Annotated in this window: 15 protein-coding genes; 6 read left to right on the top strand and 9 right to left on the bottom strand. The window is 60.6% G+C overall.

Annotated elements, in window-relative coordinates; all coding sequences use genetic code 11:
* Nucleotides 1-180: 180 nt before the first annotated feature.
* Nucleotides 181-651 (bottom strand): DNA polymerase III subunit chi, encoded by a 471-nt coding sequence (locus Q7V03_RS06100; RefSeq protein ID WP_304924717.1) that lies wholly within the window; start codon nt 649-651, stop codon nt 181-183.
* A 61-nt stretch (nt 652-712) separates the two neighbouring features.
* A complete protein-coding gene (locus Q7V03_RS06095; RefSeq protein ID WP_304924716.1) occupies nt 713-2,185 on the bottom strand; it encodes a leucyl aminopeptidase in 1,473 nt (490 codons plus the stop codon).
* A 146-nt stretch (nt 2,186-2,331) separates the two neighbouring features.
* Between Q7V03_RS06095 and lptF the strand changes: the two genes are divergently transcribed.
* Genes lptF through rsmA form a run of 6 tightly spaced genes read left to right on the top strand, consistent with a single transcriptional unit; the run spans nt 2,332 to nt 9,766 of the window.
* The gene (gene lptF, locus Q7V03_RS06090) at nt 2,332-3,450 is read left to right on the top strand and encodes an LPS export ABC transporter permease LptF (RefSeq protein WP_304924715.1); all 1,119 of its coding nucleotides are present in this window, start codon (nt 2,332-2,334) and stop codon (nt 3,448-3,450) included.
* Nucleotides 3,447-4,532 carry an LPS export ABC transporter permease LptG gene (gene lptG / locus Q7V03_RS06085; protein ID WP_304924714.1) on the top strand — a complete coding sequence of 362 codons (1,086 nt, stop codon included), beginning with the start codon at nt 3,447-3,449 and terminating at the stop codon, nt 4,530-4,532. Before lptF ends, lptG begins: the two co-directional genes overlap by 4 nt.
* Nucleotides 4,532-6,664: an LPS-assembly protein LptD gene (locus Q7V03_RS06080; protein ID WP_304924713.1), complete on the top strand. Its 2,133-nt coding sequence runs from the start codon at nt 4,532-4,534 to the stop codon at nt 6,662-6,664. The genes lptG and Q7V03_RS06080 overlap by 1 nt, the downstream gene beginning before the upstream one ends.
* Nucleotides 6,618-7,892, top strand: coding sequence for a peptidylprolyl isomerase (locus Q7V03_RS06075; RefSeq protein WP_304924712.1), 1,275 nt, complete (start codon nt 6,618-6,620; stop codon nt 7,890-7,892). The genes Q7V03_RS06080 and Q7V03_RS06075 overlap by 47 nt, the downstream gene beginning before the upstream one ends.
* Nucleotides 7,893-7,902: 10 nt before the next feature.
* Nucleotides 7,903-8,871, top strand: a complete 969-nt coding sequence (pdxA, locus tag Q7V03_RS06070) for a 4-hydroxythreonine-4-phosphate dehydrogenase PdxA (protein WP_304924711.1) — start codon at nt 7,903-7,905, stop codon at nt 8,869-8,871.
* Nucleotides 8,872-8,923: 52 nt separating this feature from the next.
* Nucleotides 8,924-9,766, top strand: a complete 843-nt coding sequence (gene rsmA / locus Q7V03_RS06065; protein WP_304924710.1) for a 16S rRNA (adenine(1518)-N(6)/adenine(1519)-N(6))-dimethyltransferase RsmA — start codon at nt 8,924-8,926, stop codon at nt 9,764-9,766.
* A gap of 72 nt (nt 9,767-9,838) precedes the next feature.
* Here rsmA and Q7V03_RS06060 read toward each other — a convergent pair whose 3' ends face one another.
* The 7 genes from Q7V03_RS06060 to Q7V03_RS06030 all read right to left on the bottom strand — a co-directional run bounded on the left by Q7V03_RS06060 (nt 9,839) and on the right by Q7V03_RS06030 (nt 17,034).
* A complete protein-coding gene (locus tag Q7V03_RS06060) occupies nt 9,839-11,020 on the bottom strand; it encodes a DUF4167 domain-containing protein (RefSeq protein WP_304924709.1) in 1,182 nt (393 codons plus the stop codon).
* A gap of 191 nt (nt 11,021-11,211) precedes the next feature.
* A complete protein-coding gene (gene prmC, locus Q7V03_RS06055; protein WP_304924708.1) occupies nt 11,212-12,069 on the bottom strand; it encodes a peptide chain release factor N(5)-glutamine methyltransferase in 858 nt (285 codons plus the stop codon).
* Entirely contained in the window at nt 12,066-13,121 is a 1,056-nt protein-coding gene (prfA, locus tag Q7V03_RS06050) for a peptide chain release factor 1 (protein ID WP_304924707.1), read from the bottom strand. The genes prmC and prfA overlap by 4 nt, the downstream gene beginning before the upstream one ends.
* 71 nt (nt 13,122-13,192) lie before the next feature.
* Complete coding sequence (locus Q7V03_RS06045; RefSeq protein WP_304924706.1) at nt 13,193-13,786, bottom strand: CHAP domain-containing protein; 594 nt, start codon at nt 13,784-13,786, stop codon at nt 13,193-13,195.
* 194 nt (nt 13,787-13,980) lie between these two features.
* Nucleotides 13,981-14,436 carry a DUF1499 domain-containing protein gene (locus Q7V03_RS06040; RefSeq protein ID WP_304924705.1) on the bottom strand — a complete coding sequence of 152 codons (456 nt, stop codon included), beginning with the start codon at nt 14,434-14,436 and terminating at the stop codon, nt 13,981-13,983.
* Nucleotides 14,433-15,398 (bottom strand): agmatinase, encoded by a 966-nt coding sequence (gene speB / locus Q7V03_RS06035; RefSeq protein ID WP_304924704.1) that lies wholly within the window; start codon nt 15,396-15,398, stop codon nt 14,433-14,435. The genes Q7V03_RS06040 and speB overlap by 4 nt, the downstream gene beginning before the upstream one ends.
* A 238-nt stretch (nt 15,399-15,636) precedes the next feature.
* A complete protein-coding gene (locus tag Q7V03_RS06030) occupies nt 15,637-17,034 on the bottom strand; it encodes an aminotransferase (protein ID WP_304924703.1) in 1,398 nt (465 codons plus the stop codon).

The following is a 17,034-nucleotide window of genomic DNA, read 5'->3' as shown; positions in this document are numbered from 1 at the left end:
TAGAGTAAATCATGGGGTTATGGCGGTGAGGTTGGGATTGATGGGCCGTGGTGTGATGCGCTGAAGCGCACCCTACTGGGCGTTTTTTTTGATCTTTATCTGCGGTGCGCTTATCAAGCCTGACGGCTTTCTTCGTTGCAAAAGCGAGGAACGCCCGACAGGAAGTGACGCGCGGGGTGTTCAGGCCGGGCGGGCGGCTTTCTCGGTCTTTTTCTGCCAACGCCCGCTTTCCTCGGACCAGTATTGCGCGGCGAGCCCTGCGCTGGTCAGTGTGGTCCAGAGCCGGCGGGCACCGCTGAGGGCTGCTTCATCCGCGCCATAAAACAGCACCCAAACGCGTTGCAATGCCTCGGCCTCGGCTGGGGTGGTTTCGGCACCGTCGATCAGCATCAGACCCTCGGCGGCGTTGGCAATAGCGCCTTGGCCGAGCAGGATCGGTTGGGCGGCGTCATGCGGGCCACCTGCCAGGCCATGCGGCAGGAAGCTGTCGTCGGGGTGCAGCCAGAGTGCCGCATCGAGTGCCGTGAGCGCCGCGCCATCGGTGCCACGCAGCATGACTTTCCAGCCAGCGGACAGCGCACGCGGCAGAATTGTCGCCATGGTTTCTTGCGGTGTGGAGCGGGTCAGGTGATAGAACATTGCAAGGCTCATGGCTGGGTGAGCCTTGCTAAGAAAGCTGAGTATTTAGAAAAGAGCAACTTGCGGCGCGGGGTCATTTTTCCTCGTATTGATCGCGGATCAGGCGGTTGAGCGCCATCACGCCCCAGCCTGTAGCGCCTTTGGGGGCAAGCGTGCTGTCGGTTTTCAAGAGTGCTGTGCCTGCGATATCAAGGTGGCACCACGGGGTTTCCGCTTTGACGAAACGGCGCAGGAATTGGGCTGCGGTGATTGATCCGCCATCGCGGCCGCAAGAGTTGACGATATCGGCAACGCGGGATTTCAATTTGTCGTCATAGCCTTGGCCCATTGGCATCCGCCAAGCCCCCTCACCTTCCGCGCCTGCGGCTTTCAGAAAGGCATTACATAAAGCGTCGTCATTGGAAAACACCCCGGTGTTTTCATGGCCCAGGGCGACAATGATCGCCCCGGTCAAGGTGGCAAGGTTGATCATGCCGGAAGGCTTGAAGCGTTCCTGCGCATACCAAAGCACATCGGCCAGCACGAGTCGGCCTTCGGCATCGGTGTTGATCACCTCAATCGTGACACCCTTCATCGAGCGCACCACATCGCCGGGACGTTGGGCACGGCCATCGGGCATGTTTTCAACGATGCCGACAAGGCCGACAACATTGGCCTTGGCACCCCGCAGCGCAAGCGTACGCATGACGCCCGCAACGGTGGCCGCACCGCCCATATCCATCGTCATATCCTCCATCCCGCCCGCAGGCTTGATCGAGATACCGCCGGTGTCAAACACCACGCCCTTGCCCACAAGCGCGAAGGGCGGTTGGTCTTTCGGGCCACCATTCCACTGCATGACGACGACCTTGGAGGGGCTTTCCGAACCTTGGCCAACGCCCAGCAAAGCGTTCATCCCCAGTTTGGCAAGTTGGTCTTCCTCAAGGATTTCAACGTCCAGCCCGAGTTCCTGCATCGCGGCGAGGCGAGCGGCGAAATCATCGGTGGTCAGGATATTGGCGGGTTCATTGACCAGATCGCGGGTGAAGAACACACCTTCGGCCACCGCCGCCATCGGGGCGGCTTTGGCGGCGATTGCCTCGGGTTCGGCCACCGCGATCACCACCGGGCCGGGGCTTGGCGGTTGGCTGGATTTATGCGGGCTGAAATCATAGGCGCGCAGCGCAAGCCCGAAGGACAGTTCAGCGGCTTGCGGATGCGCTTCGGCAATCAGCAGTGTGCCGGACGGGGTCAGGCTGCGGGCCACAGCGGCACCCGCTTTGCGCGCCTCGGTCACGCTGGCACGGCGCGGCAGGCGGATCAGTTGCAGCGCATCGGCGGCAAGGCCCGCCGGGAAGGCGAGATCAAGGCTGTCGCCGGGTTTCAGCTTGGTTGCAGCCTCAGACGCCATTGCGCGGGCCAAAGCGCCCTTGGTCAAGGCATTCAGCTTGCGCGCCGCCGGGCTTGTCGGGTGATCTGCGTCAAACAGCAAGGCGATGCGGCCGGTTTGCTTTTGCAGTGTCTCAAGGCTGAGGGCTTGGAATTGGATGGCGATGGGATGGGACAAGGGGCTTCTCCGGGGCAATGTCGGGGACTTGTGGCGCGGTTGATCGCAAGCTAGCGAAGGGGGAGTGGGAAGGCCAGATAGCAGTTTTCCCCGCCGGGGTTTTCCGCTAGGTTCACCAGCAATGGTTTTTCGGGTTTGGGGCTTTTGTGGCGAGATTCGACCGTTATCTGCTATCGCAACTGCTAGCGCTATTCGGGTTTTTCTCGCTAGTGCTTGTGGCTGTCTATTGGGTGAACCGCGCGGTGGGGCTGTTTGACCAGTTGATTGGCGATGGCCAGTCTGCGGTTGTGTTCTTGCAATTCTCCTTGCTGACTCTGCCGAATGTGATCCGGCTGGTGCTGCCGATTTCGGCGTTCATTGGCGCTGTTTATGTCGCCAATCGGCTGATGTCGGAATCTGAATTGGTGGTGATGCAGGCGACCGGTTTTTCAGCGTTTCGGCTGGCGCGCCCGGTGTGGTACTTTGGGTTGATCGTCTCGGGGATGATGCTTGTGTTGATGCATGTGCTGGTGCCCGAAAGCCGCAGTGCTTTGGCAGAGCGGTTAGAGGCGATCTCGCAGAATGTCTCGGCGCGGTTTTTGAAGGATGGCCAGTTCATTCATCCTTCGGAGGGCATCACACTGTATATCCGCGAGATTGCGCCAACCGGGGAATTGCTGGATCTGTTTTTGGCGGACGACCGTGTGGTGGAACAGCGCGCGCTATACACCGCAAAGAAGGCGTTTTTTGCGCGGACGGATGCGGGACCGAAGCTGCTGATGGTCGATGGCATGGTGCAGTTCTTGGGGCCGAAGGGGCAGTTGTCGGTGACGCGGTTTGCCGATTTCACCTATGATCTGGCGGGGTTGATGGCAGAGCCTGCTCTGCGGACGCGCAGCATGGCGGAGTTGTCGACGCCCGAGTTGTTGGCCCCGACCCCGGCGCTGATGGCAGAGGTGCGGCAGACCGCACAGAACATGCTGTTTGAGGGCCACGACCGGATTGCGCAGCCGTTCATGGCGCTGGCGGCGGGGCTGATCGGGTTTTCCTCGCTGCTGTTGGGGGCGTTCAGTCGGTTCGGGTTGTGGCGGCAGGTTGGCGTGGCGGTGCTGCTGCTGCTGGTGGTGCAGGCGATCTCGACGGTTTCGACCAATGTCGGCAAGGATGTGCCGGGCGGCTGGATGCTGGCCTATGCAGCCCCTGTGGTGGGGATCGCGATTGGGGTGTTTGAGTTGTGGTTGACGCAAAGGCCGCGGCGGGTGCCGAAGCTGGCGGTGGCAACATGACGCTGACCCTTTATATTGCGCGGCGGTTTTTGAAAATGTTCGGGCTGGTGTTTGGCGTGTTCGCGGCGATTTTGCTGCTGATCGATGTGATTGATCAGCTGCGTAAGGTTGGGGTGACATTGGGCGGGGCTTTGTATCTGTCGCTGCTGAATGTGCCGGAGAGCCTGTATCAGATCCTGCCCCTGATCATGATCTTGACGGCGATTGCGCTGTTTTTGGGGCTGGCGCGGTCCTCGGAGCTGGTGGTGGTGCGCGCCTCAGGGCGGTCAGGGTTGCAGTTTCTGCTGGCACCGGTGGTGATGGCTTTGCTGATCGGCGCGGTGGCGGTGGCGGTGTTCAATCCGTTGGTGGCGGCGACCTCGAAGGCCTATGACCGACTGGCAGCGCAGCGTGGGCAAGAGGGATCGCTGCTGTCGCTGTCAGAGGATGGTTTGTGGATGCGGCAGGGCAATGCGGCGGGTCAGTCGGTGATCAAGGCTACGCGCAGTGATCCGGGTGGCACGACGTTGCAGGGCGTCACGGTGATCACCTTTAACCCGGAAGGTACGCCAACGCAGCGCATCGAGGCCACGTCGGCGCAATTGTTGCCGGGGGAATGGGTGTTGCATGGCGCCAAGCGCTGGTCATTGACCGATGCTAATCCTGAACAGACAGCCCTTGCGACGGCGGTGGAGATGCGCCTGCCCACTGATCTGACGCAAGACCGCCTACGCGACGGCTTTGGCGATCCTTCGTCTGTGGCGTTTTGGGCGCTGCCCTCGTATATCAAAGCCTTGGAGCGGGCTGGCTTTTCGGCGCGCAGCTATCAGGTGTGGACGCAGATGGAGCTGGCCTTGCCGGTCTTGCTGGCGGCGATGGTGCTGATTGCGGCGGGCTTTACCATGCGCCATGCGCGATTTGGCAAGACCGGGCAGATGGTGCTGTTGGCGTTGCTTGGCGGATTTTTGATCTTTTTCCTGCGCAACTTCGCGCAGGTTTTGGGGCAAAATGGCCAGATTCCGATCTTACTGGCGGCGTGGAGCCCACCGATTGCGGCGACGTTTCTGGCACTTGGGTTACTACTGCATCTGGAGGATGGCTGATGTTGCGCCTCCTGAGTTTTATCGCCGCGCTCCTGTGCGCCCTGCCCGCTTTGGCGCAGGATAAGGCCACTTTGGTCGCCGACGCACTGCAAATTCAGGACAATTCGACGCTGATCGCGCGCGGCCATGTCGAGATTTTCTACCAGGGCCAGAAGCTGACAGCGCAGAGCGTGACCTATGATCAGGCCAAGGATCGGCTGCTGATTGAAGGCCCGATTGTGCTGAGCGATGGCAAGGGCATGGTGATTTTGGCCAGCCAAGCCGATATGAGTGCTGATTTCACCCAAGGGGTTTTGACCTCGGCGCGGTTGGTATTGCAGCAACAGTTGCAATTGGCGGCGGCAGAAATTCAGCGGGTCGATGGACGCTATACTGCGATGCAGCGGGTGGTGGCCTCCAGTTGCAAAATTTGCGCAGGCAGTTCGACGCCGCTGTGGGAAATCCGCGCCCGCCGTGTGGTGCATGATCAGACCGAGCGGCAGCTTTATTTCGATCATGCACAGTTTCGCTTGGGCGGCGTCGCCATCGCCTATATTCCGCGTCTGCGGATGCCCGATCCGACCTTGAAGCGCGCCTCGGGGTTCTTGCTGCCGTCGCTGAAGAACAATTCCAACTTTGGCACCGGGCTGATGCTGCCGTATTTCATCAAAATGGGGGACAGCCGCGATTTAACCGTGACGCCGTTCTTCACCACCAAGGGCAGCCGCACGGTCAATCTGCGCTATCGGCAGGCGTTTGCGACTGGCGGCATAGACATCTCGGGCGGGGTGTCGCGCGATGATCTGCGCCCCGGTGAGACACGCGGCTATGTGCTGGGCACTGGCGAATTTACTTTGCCGCGCGGCTTTACGCTGGATTTGCGGGTCGAGGCGGTCAGCGATCCGGCCTATATCCTTGATTACGATTATCCGACGGTCGACCGTCTGGAGAGCCGCGCCGAGGTCAGCCGGACGCGGCGCAATGAATACATCTCGGGGCGGCTGATCGCGTTTCACTCGATCCGCGACGGCGAAGACAACGCCACCCTGCCGTCACGGATGGCAGATCTGACCTATCATCGCCGCTTTACCTTGGGCGGTTGGGGCGGCGAAGGCGGCTTTGAGTTGCAGGCGCATGGCCATGAGCGCACCTCGACTGATGCCTTGTCCGACAGCAACAGCGATGGCATCGCAGATGGACGCGACATGCAACGGGTGTCGCTGCGCGCCGACTGGCGCAAGAACTTCCTGCTGGACAATGGCATGGAAGCGGCAGTGCTGGGCGAGGCTGCGGCAGATTTCTATATGATCGGGCAGGATGCGGTCTATGAAGGCAGCAAGACCCGATCTCATGCGGCAGTTGGGGCCGAATTGCGTTGGCCTTGGGTGAAATCGCAGGCCAATGGCGTCAGCCAAGTGATCGAGCCGGTGATACAGATCGTGCTGGCCTCGCGCACGGGCAGTACTATCCCGAACGAGGATTCGGCGCTGGTGGAATTTGACGAGGCCAATCTGTTTGACCTCAGCCGCTTTCCGGGGGCGGATGCTGTGGAAAATGGCACGCGGGCGAACTTGGGCGTCAGTTACCTGCGACTAGACCCGAACGGCTGGACCTTGGGGGTCACCGTGGGACGTGTGCTGCGGACTGAAGATCTGGATCAATTCAGCGCAGGATCGGGCCTTGGCGGGGTCAGTTCAGATTGGATGACGTCGTGGCAGGTGGATATGGCCGGATTTAATCTGGCCAATCGGCTGTTGTTTGATGATCAGTTCAACATGACCAAAGCCGAATTGCAGGCGGCCTATACCGGTAATCGCTTCACAGTAGCGACGGGCTATGTCCATACCGAAGCGGATGCGACGGAAAATCGACTGACCCCGATATCCGAGCTGACTTTGGCGACCAGCTATCAGTTGGCCGACAACTGGACGGGCCGCATCGCCAGCCGTTATGATTTTGAGGCCGAGCGGGCGGCGACAGCCGGGCTGGGGCTGACCTTCCGCAACGAATGTTTGCTGGTCGATCTTTCTCTCTCGCGTCGGTTCACGTCCTCGACTAGTGTGAAACCGACCACGGATTTCGGGCTTTCGGTGGAACTATTGGGCTTTGGCGGCAGCTCTGCGCCGGGGCCCGCGCGTCAATGCAGGCGCTAGGATAAGAAACGGACGACGGCAGGTGATCATGGTGCGACCCGCAGGTATAACGATGGTTTTGGCGCTGATCGCGTCGATTGGCTTTGGCGCACCTGTTGCGGCCGGGCCTTTTACACCGATCAAGATCGTCAATGATCAAGCGATCACGCAGTTTGAGTTTGAGCAGCGCGTGCTGTTCATGCAGCTTTTGCGCCAGCCGGGTGATCTTGAAAACGCGGCAATGTCATCGCTGTTGGATGACCGCTTACGCATGTCGGCGGCCAAGCAGTTTGGCGTCAAGATGTCGCCCGAGCAGTTGAAAGCCGGGATGGAAGAATTCGCCGCCCGCGCCAATCTGACCGCCGAGAAGTTCGTTGAGATCATCGGTCAAGCTGGTGTGCAGCCAGAAACTTTCCGCGATTTCGTCGAATCCGGGCTGGTCTGGCGCGAGATTGTGCGTGGCAAATTCGCGCCAACGGTGTCGATCTCAGAAACTCAGATCGACCGGGCTTTGGCGAATGGCCGCCCGATGGCAGCGTTGCAGGTCAAGCTGTCAGAGATTGTAATCCCGGCGGTGGGGGCTGGTCGCACCGCGGCACTGCAAAAAGCCGACCATTTGCGGCTGTTGCTGCGCGGTGGTGAGGATTTCGCGGCCTTGGCACGGCAGAATTCCAGTGCGGCCTCTGCGGGGCGCGGCGGGTCTTTGGATTGGATGCTGCTGACCGCGTTGAAACCGGATGCTGCGAAAGCGGTGCGGGGATTGGCTTCGGGTCAGGTTTCAGCGCCGGTGGTGCTGGATGATCAGGTAGTGATCTATCAGTTGCAGGAACAAAAGCAGGAGATGGTGAAGCCTTCGGGCGGCATCGTGGTGGATTACGCCGCGTTTTTGGTGCCGGATGATGGCGGCTCTGCCGCCAAAGTGCGGGCTAAGGTGGATACCTGTAACGACCTTTACGCGGTGGCCAAGGGGCTTCCGGCGGATCGGTTGATCCGGGAAACCGTGGCGCAGGGACAGGTGCCACGCGATATCGCCGGGACGTTGTCTGTGCTGGATGCGGGCGAGGCGTCTACCGCTGTCACGCGGGGCGGCTGGCGGGTGTTCTTGATGCTGTGCCGCAGAGGTCCGCCGGAAGACGAGATGCCCAGCCGCGATGAGGTCAAGCTGCAGCTGACCAATCAGGTTTTGGGCGCGCAGGCGGATATTTATCTGGAAGAATTGCGTTCTGAAGCCCAGATTCGTACACCATGATCCGCACGCCATGAGACTGCCGGTTGCGCTGACCTGTGGCGACCCATCTGGGGTTGGCCCGGAATTGGCATTTGCGGCACGCGCGGTTTTAGGGGCGGCGCTGCCGCTGTTCTGGATTGGCGATCCACGGCATTTGGGATTTGACGCGTTTCAAGAGATTGCCTCGCCCGCTGAGGCGGTCTTGGTGCCTGCGCATCTGCTGCCGGTTCTGCCGCACCGCTTTGCCGGCCCTGCCCTGCCCGGCCAACCGGCGCCGGAAAACGCCGCAGGGGTGATCGCGGTGATTGAGCGGGCGGTGGCTTTGGTGCAAAGGGGCGAGGCTTCGGCAATCTGCACCGCACCAATCCATAAGAAAGCGCTGAAGGATGGCGCGGGGTTTGCGTTTCCCGGCCATACCGAGTTTCTGGCACATCTGGCAGGGGTGGACCGCGTGGTGATGATGCTCGCCTCGCCCTTGCTGCGGGTGGTGCCGGTGACCATCCATATCGCGATTGTGGACGTGCCAGCGGCTTTGACGGCGGAATTGCTGGAAGACACGATTCGGATCACCGATACCGGGCTGCGACGGGATTTCGGGCTGGCGCGGCCTCGGTTGGCGGTGGCGGGGTTGAACCCGCATGCCGGCGAAGGCGGGGCGATGGGGGTTGAAGAGATTACTCTGATCACCCCCGTGCTAGAGCGGCTGCGGGCGGAGGGGTTTGACCTGCGTGGGCCGTCTTCCGCCGATACGATGTTCCATTCGCGCGCGCGCGAAGCCTACGATGCGGCGATCTGCATGTATCATGATCAAGCGCTGATCCCGATCAAGACGCTGGATTTCGATGGCGGGGTGAATGTTACTCTGGGGCTGCCGTTTGTGCGCACTTCACCGGATCATGGCACGGCTTATGACATTGCGGGCAAAGGGTTGGCGCGGCCTGACAGTTTGATTGCGGCGTTGAAGATGGCGCATCAGATGGCAGCGGCGCGCTTGGGGTAAACCGCTGGGGCCAGCCCCAGACCCCGGGATATTTGAACACAGAGGATGAGTTATGGGCACGATTGACGGGTTGCCGCCTCTGCGTGAGGTGATCAAGGCGCATGATCTGGTGGCAAAAAAGCAGTTAGGGCAGAACTTTTTGCTCGATCTGAACCTGACCGCCAAAATCGCGCGGTTGGCCGGGGATCTCTCGGCTTGTGATGTGCTTGAGGTGGGCCCCGGCCCCGGCGGCTTGACGCGTGGGCTGCTGGTGGAGGGTGCGCGGCGGGTGCTGGCGGTCGAGAAAGACCCACGCTGTGTGCCTGCGCTGCAGGAGATCGGCGCCGCCTATCCGGGGCGGTTGCAGATTATCAACGCCGATGCGATGGAGATCGACGTGCTGGGGCATCTCAATGCGCCAGTGCGGGTGGTGGCGAACCTGCCTTATAATGTCGGCACCGAGTTGCTGATCCGCTGGCTGACACCGAAAGTCTGGCCGCCGTTCTGGCAAAGCCTGACGCTGATGTTCCAGAAAGAGGTGGCCGAGCGGATTGTCGCCAAGCCGCGCACCGATCATTACGGCCGTTTGGCGCTGCTGGTGGGTTGGCGCTGTGATGCCAAGATCGTCATGCATCTGCCGCCCGAGGCCTTCACCCCTGCGCCCAAGGTCCATTCGGCGGTCGTGCATTTGACGCGGTTGGAAGAGCCTCGGTTTGCCGCAGATGAAGCGATGCTGAACCGCATCACCACCATGGCCTTCGGGCAGCGCCGCAAGATGCTGCGCTCTAGTCTAAAGGGCATGGGACCAGCGATTGAGGCCCAACTGGCGGCGGCGGGGATACCGCCTACTGCGCGGGCGGAAGAGATCGAGTTGGAGCGGTTTTGCGCCTTGGCGCGGATTGTGGCCGCAGGCTGACGCTTTTCTCCCAACCTTGGAACGCAAAAAGCCCGCACTTGGCGGGCTTTTTGGTGGGGATTTGTTGAGCGTTTATTCTGCGGCTTCGGATTTGTCCGGGGTGGATTCCGCAGCGGCAGGCTTTTTCTGGCGGGGCGCGCGGGTGGTTTTTGGCGCGGCTTCCAGTCCGGGCAACGTCTCGGCCACTGGTTTAGGCGCACGCGGCGCGCGGGCTTTCACCGGAGCAGCAGCAGCGGCTTCAACTTGGGCAACCAGCGCAGCAGGCGATTCAAAGCGCGGTGCTTCTGTGCGCGGGGCTTCAACACGCGGGGCTTCAACACGGGGGGTGTCGACGCGGGGCGTCTCAACGGCGGCATCTTCGCGCGTGGTTGCGAAACGTGGTGCCTCAGCGCGCGGTTTTTCGCTGCGCGGGGCATCATTGCGCTGTTGCTCGGCGCGTGGCTGGTCGTTGCGCGGTTGCTCGGCGCGTGGCTGATCGTTGCGCGTTTGCTCGACGCGTGGCTGATCGTTGCGCGGTTGCTCGGCGCGTGGCTGATCGTTGCGCGGCGCACGTTGCTCGCGGTTTTTGTCATCACGCGGGCGGTTGTTGTCTTGGCGGCGCGGCTGATTGTTATCGCGTTGTTGGTTGTTGTCGCGCGGCTGATTGTGATCACGCTGTTGGTTATTCTGCTGAGTACCGTCGCGCGGCTGATTGTTGTCGCGCTGCTGGTGATCGCGCTGGTGGTTGTCGCGGCGGGTATTGTCTTGGCGCGGCTGCGGGCGGCTCACCTCGGGCAGATCGACGAGGCTGTGCTCTTCTTCATCGACCGCACTAAAGCCGCCGGTGTAGGGCTGTTCGGCATCACCCGCGTCACTGCGTTCGGGACGGTAATCGCCACGCTCATTGCGATAGTCTTGCCGATCACGGTTGCCATTTTGGCCGCCGTTTTGGTTGTTTTGGTTATTCTGGGCGTTCTGATTATTTTGACCGCCCTGAAACTGCTGGCGGCTTTCTTGCTCGGCTGCCATCTCACGCGTGGCTTCGGCCAACATGCGGGTGTAATGCTCGGCGTGTTGGCTGAAGTTTTCAGCGGCCACACGGTCGTTGGACCGCTGTGCGTCACCCGCCAGCATTTGATATTTCTCGATGATCTGTTGCGGCGTACCGCGCACTTTGCCTTCGGGGCCAGAGCTGTCGAAGACGCGGTTGATGATATTGCCGAGGGTGCGCGGGCGATTCGTCTTTGAACGCGAACGGGACTTGGAAGAGCGCATCTTGTCCTTTGATCCAGATGGTCCGGGAGGTTGCGCCTGATCCTTTCGGGGATCGTCAGCCCATGGGGCATGGCAGCAATGACCGGGTTTGCGCGTGTCAGTGCCGAATTGCACCGAATATCGCGTCAGTAGGAATAATCACAGGGGGGGCGTTCTGACAAGCAGATTTTACGGTTTTCGCGCAAAAACGGCTATGGATTGCCGCTAGAATCCACGTCCTGCGGCTTTTGGGCGCAGATGACGCGGTCGCGACCATCAAGGTCAGCCAAGGTGCGGATGTTGATCAGGCCTTGGGCGTGCAGCAAGGCGGTGACGGCGGCGCTTTGGGTCGGGCCGATTTCGAGCAGCAGGCGACCTTGGGGCATCAGGCGGGCAGGAGTTTGGGCGGCGATTTTGCGGTAGGCATCCAAGCCATCACCGCCGGGGGTGAGGGCTGCGTGGGGTTCCCATTGCAGCACATCGGGGGAAAGGCCAGGCATCTCGGCGGCGGCGATATAGGGCGGGTTCGAGGTGATCAGATCGAAGCGGCCGTGGATATTGGCGCACCAGTCGGATTGTTGGAATTTGGCACGGGTGGTCAAGTTCAGGGCGGCGGCGTTTTCTTTGGCCACGTCGAGGGCTTTGGTGGACAGGTCAGAGCCCAGACCGCTCGCCATTGGCATATCTGCAAGGCAGGACAGCAGGATGCAACCGGTGCCAGTGCCGAGGTCTAGCAGTTTCAGGAAGGGGCGGGTTAGGGCTTCGGCGACAAGGATTTCGGTTTCGGGGCGCGGGTCGAGGGTGTCTTGGGTGATTTTGAAGCTGCGGCCCCAGAACTGGCGTTGTCCGGTGATCTGCGAGACGGGCTGGTGGGTTGTGCGGGCAGTTATGGCGCTGGCGTAAGCGATGGCTGCGGCTTCGGTCAGTGGATCTGGCAGGTGTAGGGTAAGGCGATCAGCGGCGATGCCCATCGCATAGGCGAGCAGCAGGCGGGCATCTCGGGGGGCGTTGTCGATGCCTGCGGCAGTCAGGCGGCGGATGGCCAAGCGCAGGGCGTCTTGCGCCGTCATCCTTCCATCTCGGCCAGTTTGCTGGCCTGGTCATGGGCGACCAAAGCATCGACCACTTCGCCCAGATCGCCCTGCATGATCTGGCCCAAAGAATACAGCGTCAGGTTGATGCGGTGGTCGGTCATCCGCCCTTGCGGGAAGTTGTAGGTGCGGATGCGTTCAGAGCGATCCCCCGAGCCTACTTGAGATTTTCGTTCCGCTGCACGGGCGTTGTCGACGCGGGCGCGTTCCAGATCGAAAAGGCGGGCGCGCAGCACTTGCATCGCGATTTCCTTGTTGCGGTGCTGCGATTTCTGCGCCGAAACCACAATCATACCAGTGGGAATATGGGTGATCCGCACGGCTGAGTCTGTGGTGTTGACATGCTGGCCGCCTGCCCCAGACGCCCGCATGGTGTCGATGCGGATGTCGGATGCCGGGATCACCAGATCAACCTCCTCGGCCTCGGGCAGCACGGCGACTGTGGCGGCAGAGGTATGCACGCGGCCTTGGGCTTCGGTTTCCGGCACGCGCTGGACGCGATGCACGCCGGATTCAAACTTCAGTTTGGCGAAAACGCCCTCGCCCGCGATATGCACCTGCACATCCTTAATACCGCCGAGTTCGCTGTCTTGCTGTTCGAGAACCTCAAACGTCCAGCCCATTTTCTCGGCATAGCGCTGATACATCCGCAGCAAATCGGCTGCGAACAAGGCGGCTTCGTCGCCGCCCGTACCGGGGCGGATTTCCAAAATTGCAGGGCGGGCGTCGGCGGCATCTTTCGGCAAAAGCGCAATTTGAAGCCGGGATTCCATCTCGGGGATGCGGGCTTTCAGCAGCGGCATCTCATCTTCCGCCAAAGACTTCATTTCGGGATCGGCGAGCATGATCTCAGCCTCGGCCAAATCATCCAAGGCGCGGCGATAGGCGACGATTTCATCGGCCACGGGCTTCAGATCGGAGTATTCGCGCGACAGAATCGCAATCTGGGAGGGCGAGGCACCTGCGTTCAGCTTGGCTTCGAGAAACTCGAAACGCTGGGTGATCTGGGCGAGTTTTTCTAACGGAACCATGAAGGGGGTTTGCAGAGTTCAGCGGCTTTGGTCAAGTCCAAGAGCGACACCTGCATCTTTGGTGCACCCACTTAGGGCGTGGTCGCAAGCAACGTAGCCCGCGGTGCCGGCGGGTTCCAGATAAAGCCGTCAATCTGGTACGGGTGGCCGAAAGTGTCGCCCGCGCTTGCGACTTTCACCACCGACCAATCGTTCTTGGTCGAGACATCCACCACGGTCATACCCAAAGAAATCTGGCTGGGCTTCCAGTTGGCGTGGTCAATCAGAATCTCGCGATCCGACACCACTTCTGACACCACAGCGACATGGCCTTTCGGCAGTTTGCGGGTCGAAGAGAACGCCATCACCGCGCCGACCACGGGCGCGTGGCCACGTATGAATTTGCCCTTGGCCTGATCCCACCAGGTGCCCGCATTGCCCTTGATCTCAACGCCACTCGCATCGCGGGCAAATGGCACACACCAGACTTTTTTACCGCGGGCCTTCAGCGCTTTGGCATTGCCAATGGCTTTCGAAACGAAGTTCGGGTTCAGCCCCGGCTGGATCAGATCGGGGTGGGCTGACAGCATCGTCACTTCCGAAGTGCTTGGCACGCAGGCGGCACTGAGGGCCAGAACGCCGCACAAAGCGGCCAAGCGCGGCAAGTTAAGGAAGGTTACAGCCATGTGAATGTCCCAAGTCTTTTTGTGTTCTATTCCGCACAGAGGCCTTGGTTCGCCCAAGTTGTTTCTGCACTGCGGCAGACATTCACTGATCCGTGACAAAGTTCAACAAACTGAAATATCTGTGGGCGAGAAACCGCCGCAGGTTTCTGCGAAATCGGCGCATTATTGGCGATTGCAGGGAACCAAACGCAGTTTCAGGCGTCTAATGCTCTGATCCACGCCGTTAAACGGGCCGCATTGACACCCCAATCGCCTGCACCAAAGCGCTGGCGGGCATAGAGCGTCACGCCGTCGGGGGTCGATTCGGCGGTGGTATAGTCGGGAAAGCCCCAGAATGCCGAGCGGGTTTGCCAGGTGATCCGCCCGGTTTCCGCACTGCCTGCGATGCGCAGGGTGCGCGGGGTGGCCAGCGCGATACCATCCAATTTGGCCAGCAGCGCTTGGGTCTGATCGAGTGCTGCTGTCAGATCAACATAGGCCCCATTCGCAAAGACGGTGACCTGGTCAGGGCTGGGGGTCGCGATATCCAGAGGGCGCGGATCAAGCGGCACATGCCACACGGATGGATGGGTCGGGGCAAGGCGAATAAACGCCATGGCCCCCGCCGCAAAGATCAAGATCAAAACGGCGAGGGTCATGAGTTTGGTCATCTTTGTGTTTTCGCCCAATGATAGAGACAGATCAATTCGTAGCCGACATGCGCGCCTGCAATCGCGGTGGCCCCCGTGGTGTCATAGGGTGGTGAGACTTCAACAATATCGCCGCCGACCATGTTGATCCCCGCCAAGTCACGCAAGATGGCTGCAGCTTGCCACGAATGCAACCCTCCCCAGACCGGGGTGCCGGTGCCGGGGGCAACCGAGGGGTCGAGCGCGTCGATATCGAAGGTCAGATAGGTCTGGTGATCATCAACGATGTCTTTGATCTTTGCCACCACCGCCGCCGTGCCTTTTTCATGCACCCAGCGGGCGTCGATGACGTTGAAGCCAAGGTAATCCTCGGTCGTGGTGCGGATGCCGATCTGCACCGAGCGTGTGGGGTCAACATAGCCCTGCTTGACCGCCTTATACATCATGGTGCCGTGGTCGATCCGGGTCATGTCGTCATCTGGCCAGAGATCAGAATGGGCGTCGAAATGGATCACGCTGAGGGGACCGAACTTCTCGGCATAGGCGCGCAGGATCGGCAGCGTGATGTAGTGATCGCCGCCGAGCGTGATCGTGCCCGCCCCTGCCGCCAAGATTTTGCGGATATGCGCCGTCAGGGTTTCGGGGAAATCTGATGTCTTGGCATAGTCGAAGGCGCAGTCGCCATAGTCGATGATGTTGAGGTCTTCCAGTGGGTTGGTGGGCCAACCGTAGGGCGGATCATAGGGTTGTAAGGTCGACGCCTCGCGGATCGCACGGGGGCCAAAGCGGGTGCCGGTGCGGTGGGTGACGGCTTGATCAAAGGCCACGCCGGTGATGGCTAGATCAACCCCGGTGAGGTTTTTGCTGTAAGTGCGGCGCAGGAACGAGGTCGCGCCAGAGAACGCATTCTCAAAGGCATAACCGCGCTGGGTGGTGCGGTTGAAAGCGGTGTCGATTTCGGTTTTAGCGTCTTCTAAGGCCATGATTCTCTCGGAGATAACGGCGCTTGCGTCTTTATCCTTGGTCCACAGCCCAAGCCGGAGACGCGCGGATCCGGGTAGTTCAAAGGAAGGCAGGCTTGTGGGGATGTCAAGCCTGATGCGGTGAATATGCGGCAAGGCCGGAGCCTCCGGCGGGAGTATTTAGGCCAAGATGAAATTGCTCTTTCCAAAATACTCCAGCGCGGAGCGCATCCGCCGCTGGTCGTAACAGGTAACAATGTTACCCCAACCGATAGCCCTCGCGCACCAGATCATCGCTGACCCGGCGGATGGCTTGCTCCAGCGTGTCGACCACAAAATCCACCTCCGCCTCGGTGATGATCAGTGGCGGCGACATCACGTTCAGATGGCCGATCGGGCGCACCAGCAAGCCCAAGGATTCCGCCACGTTTGAGATGCGTTTGCTTTCGTTGACCTCATCGGGCAGCAATTCTTTTGTGGTCTTGTTGGCGACGTTCTCGACACACAGCATCAAGCCCTGCCCGCGCACATTGCCGACGAGCGGCAGGTTTTCCAGCGCTTTCAAACGGGTGTTGAAATAGGCACCGACCTTTGTCGCGTTGCCGAGCAGGTCTTCGCGGTCAAGGATTTGAATGTTTTTCAAAGCGCAGGCGCAAGACACCGGATGGCCGGAATAGGTCAGCCCAGTGGTGAACCAGCGGTGGCCACCGTCTGCCATCGCGGCCCAAATCCGGTCCGACAGGATCAGCGCGCCCAAGGGCAGATAGCCCGAGGTCAGGCCTTTGGCGGTGGTGATCATGTCGGGTTGCACCCCGAAGGCATCCTCCGAGGCGAACCAATGGCCGATGCGTCCAAAGGCGGTGACCACTTCATCAGCGATAAACAGGATGTCGTGGCGTTTGCAGACCTCCCACATGCGTTTGAGATAGCCTTGTGGCGGGATGATGATGCCGCCAGAAGCTTGGATCGGTTCCGCGATAAAGCCACCGATACGGTCAGCACCGACTTTTGCGATCAGCGCCTCAAATTCGGCGATCAGATCATCGCAGAATTGCGCCTCGGTCTGATGATCGGGGCGGCGATAGGGGTTGGGGCAGCTGAGGTGGTGGATGCCTTCGGTCTTGTAGCGGAATTCCTCAATGCGGTCGCCATTGCGCTTACCGACCGATTGGGTGAGGTAAGTCGAGCCGTGGTAAGAGTTTTCGCGTGCGACGATGTCGGTTTTATCCGGGTTGCCGCGCGCGTGATGGTAATAGCTGACAACGCGCACGGCTGTATCGACGGCGGTAGAGCCGCCTGTGGTGAAATGCACGCGATTGAGATCGCCCGGCGCGAGGTCTGCCAGGTTGGCGGCCAGACGCGCGGCGGGATCATTGGTCATATCAACAAAATGGTTGGCGAAGGCGAGGCGTTCGGCTTGTTCGGCAATTGCATCGGCCATTTCCCGACGACCAAGGCCGATGTTGGTGCACCACATGCCACCCACGGCGTCGAAATATTCACGCCCCTGTTCATCCCACAGCTTTGCGCCCTGCCCGCGCGCGATCACCAAGGAACCGGCCTTTTCAAACGGCCCAAAGTTCGCCCAAGGGTGCAAGACATGGGCGCGGTCCATCTCGAAGGCGGAAGTGTTGGGCAGGCTTGCGGGCGCGTTCAT

The organism is Cypionkella sp. (assembly GCF_030652235.1).
GTDB lineage: Bacteria > Pseudomonadota > Alphaproteobacteria > Rhodobacterales > Rhodobacteraceae > Cypionkella.
Note: the sequence above shows the minus strand (reverse complement) of the source record. Positions and strands in the feature narration are given on the sequence as shown.

What these genes read in the sequence shown, in the direction of transcription:
- Q7V03_RS06060 (WP_304924709.1), bottom strand. Translation starts at nt 11,020, where the DNA reads ATGCGCTCTTCCAAGTCCCGTTCGCGTTCAAAGACGAATCGCCCGCGC.
- speB (WP_304924704.1), bottom strand. Translation starts at nt 15,398, where the DNA reads ATGGCCTTAGAAGACGCTAAAACCGAAATCGACACCGCTTTCAACCGC.
- Q7V03_RS06040 (WP_304924705.1), bottom strand. Translation starts at nt 14,436, where the DNA reads ATGACCAAACTCATGACCCTCGCCGTTTTGATCTTGATCTTTGCGGCG.
- prfA (WP_304924707.1), bottom strand. Translation starts at nt 13,121, where the DNA reads ATGGTTCCGTTAGAAAAACTCGCCCAGATCACCCAGCGTTTCGAGTTT.
- Q7V03_RS06100 (WP_304924717.1), bottom strand. Translation starts at nt 651, where the DNA reads ATGAGCCTTGCAATGTTCTATCACCTGACCCGCTCCACACCGCAAGAA.
- prmC (WP_304924708.1), bottom strand. Translation starts at nt 12,069, where the DNA reads ATGACGGCGCAAGACGCCCTGCGCTTGGCCATCCGCCGCCTGACTGCC.
- Q7V03_RS06080 (WP_304924713.1), top strand. Translation starts at nt 4,532, where the DNA reads ATGTTGCGCCTCCTGAGTTTTATCGCCGCGCTCCTGTGCGCCCTGCCC.
- pdxA (WP_304924711.1), top strand. Translation starts at nt 7,903, where the DNA reads ATGAGACTGCCGGTTGCGCTGACCTGTGGCGACCCATCTGGGGTTGGC.
- Q7V03_RS06045 (WP_304924706.1), bottom strand. Translation starts at nt 13,786, where the DNA reads ATGGCTGTAACCTTCCTTAACTTGCCGCGCTTGGCCGCTTTGTGCGGC.
- lptG (WP_304924714.1), top strand. Translation starts at nt 3,447, where the DNA reads ATGACGCTGACCCTTTATATTGCGCGGCGGTTTTTGAAAATGTTCGGG.
- rsmA (WP_304924710.1), top strand. Translation starts at nt 8,924, where the DNA reads ATGGGCACGATTGACGGGTTGCCGCCTCTGCGTGAGGTGATCAAGGCG.
- Q7V03_RS06030 (WP_304924703.1), bottom strand. Translation starts at nt 17,034, where the DNA reads ATGAACGCGCCCGCAAGCCTGCCCAACACTTCCGCCTTCGAGATGGAC.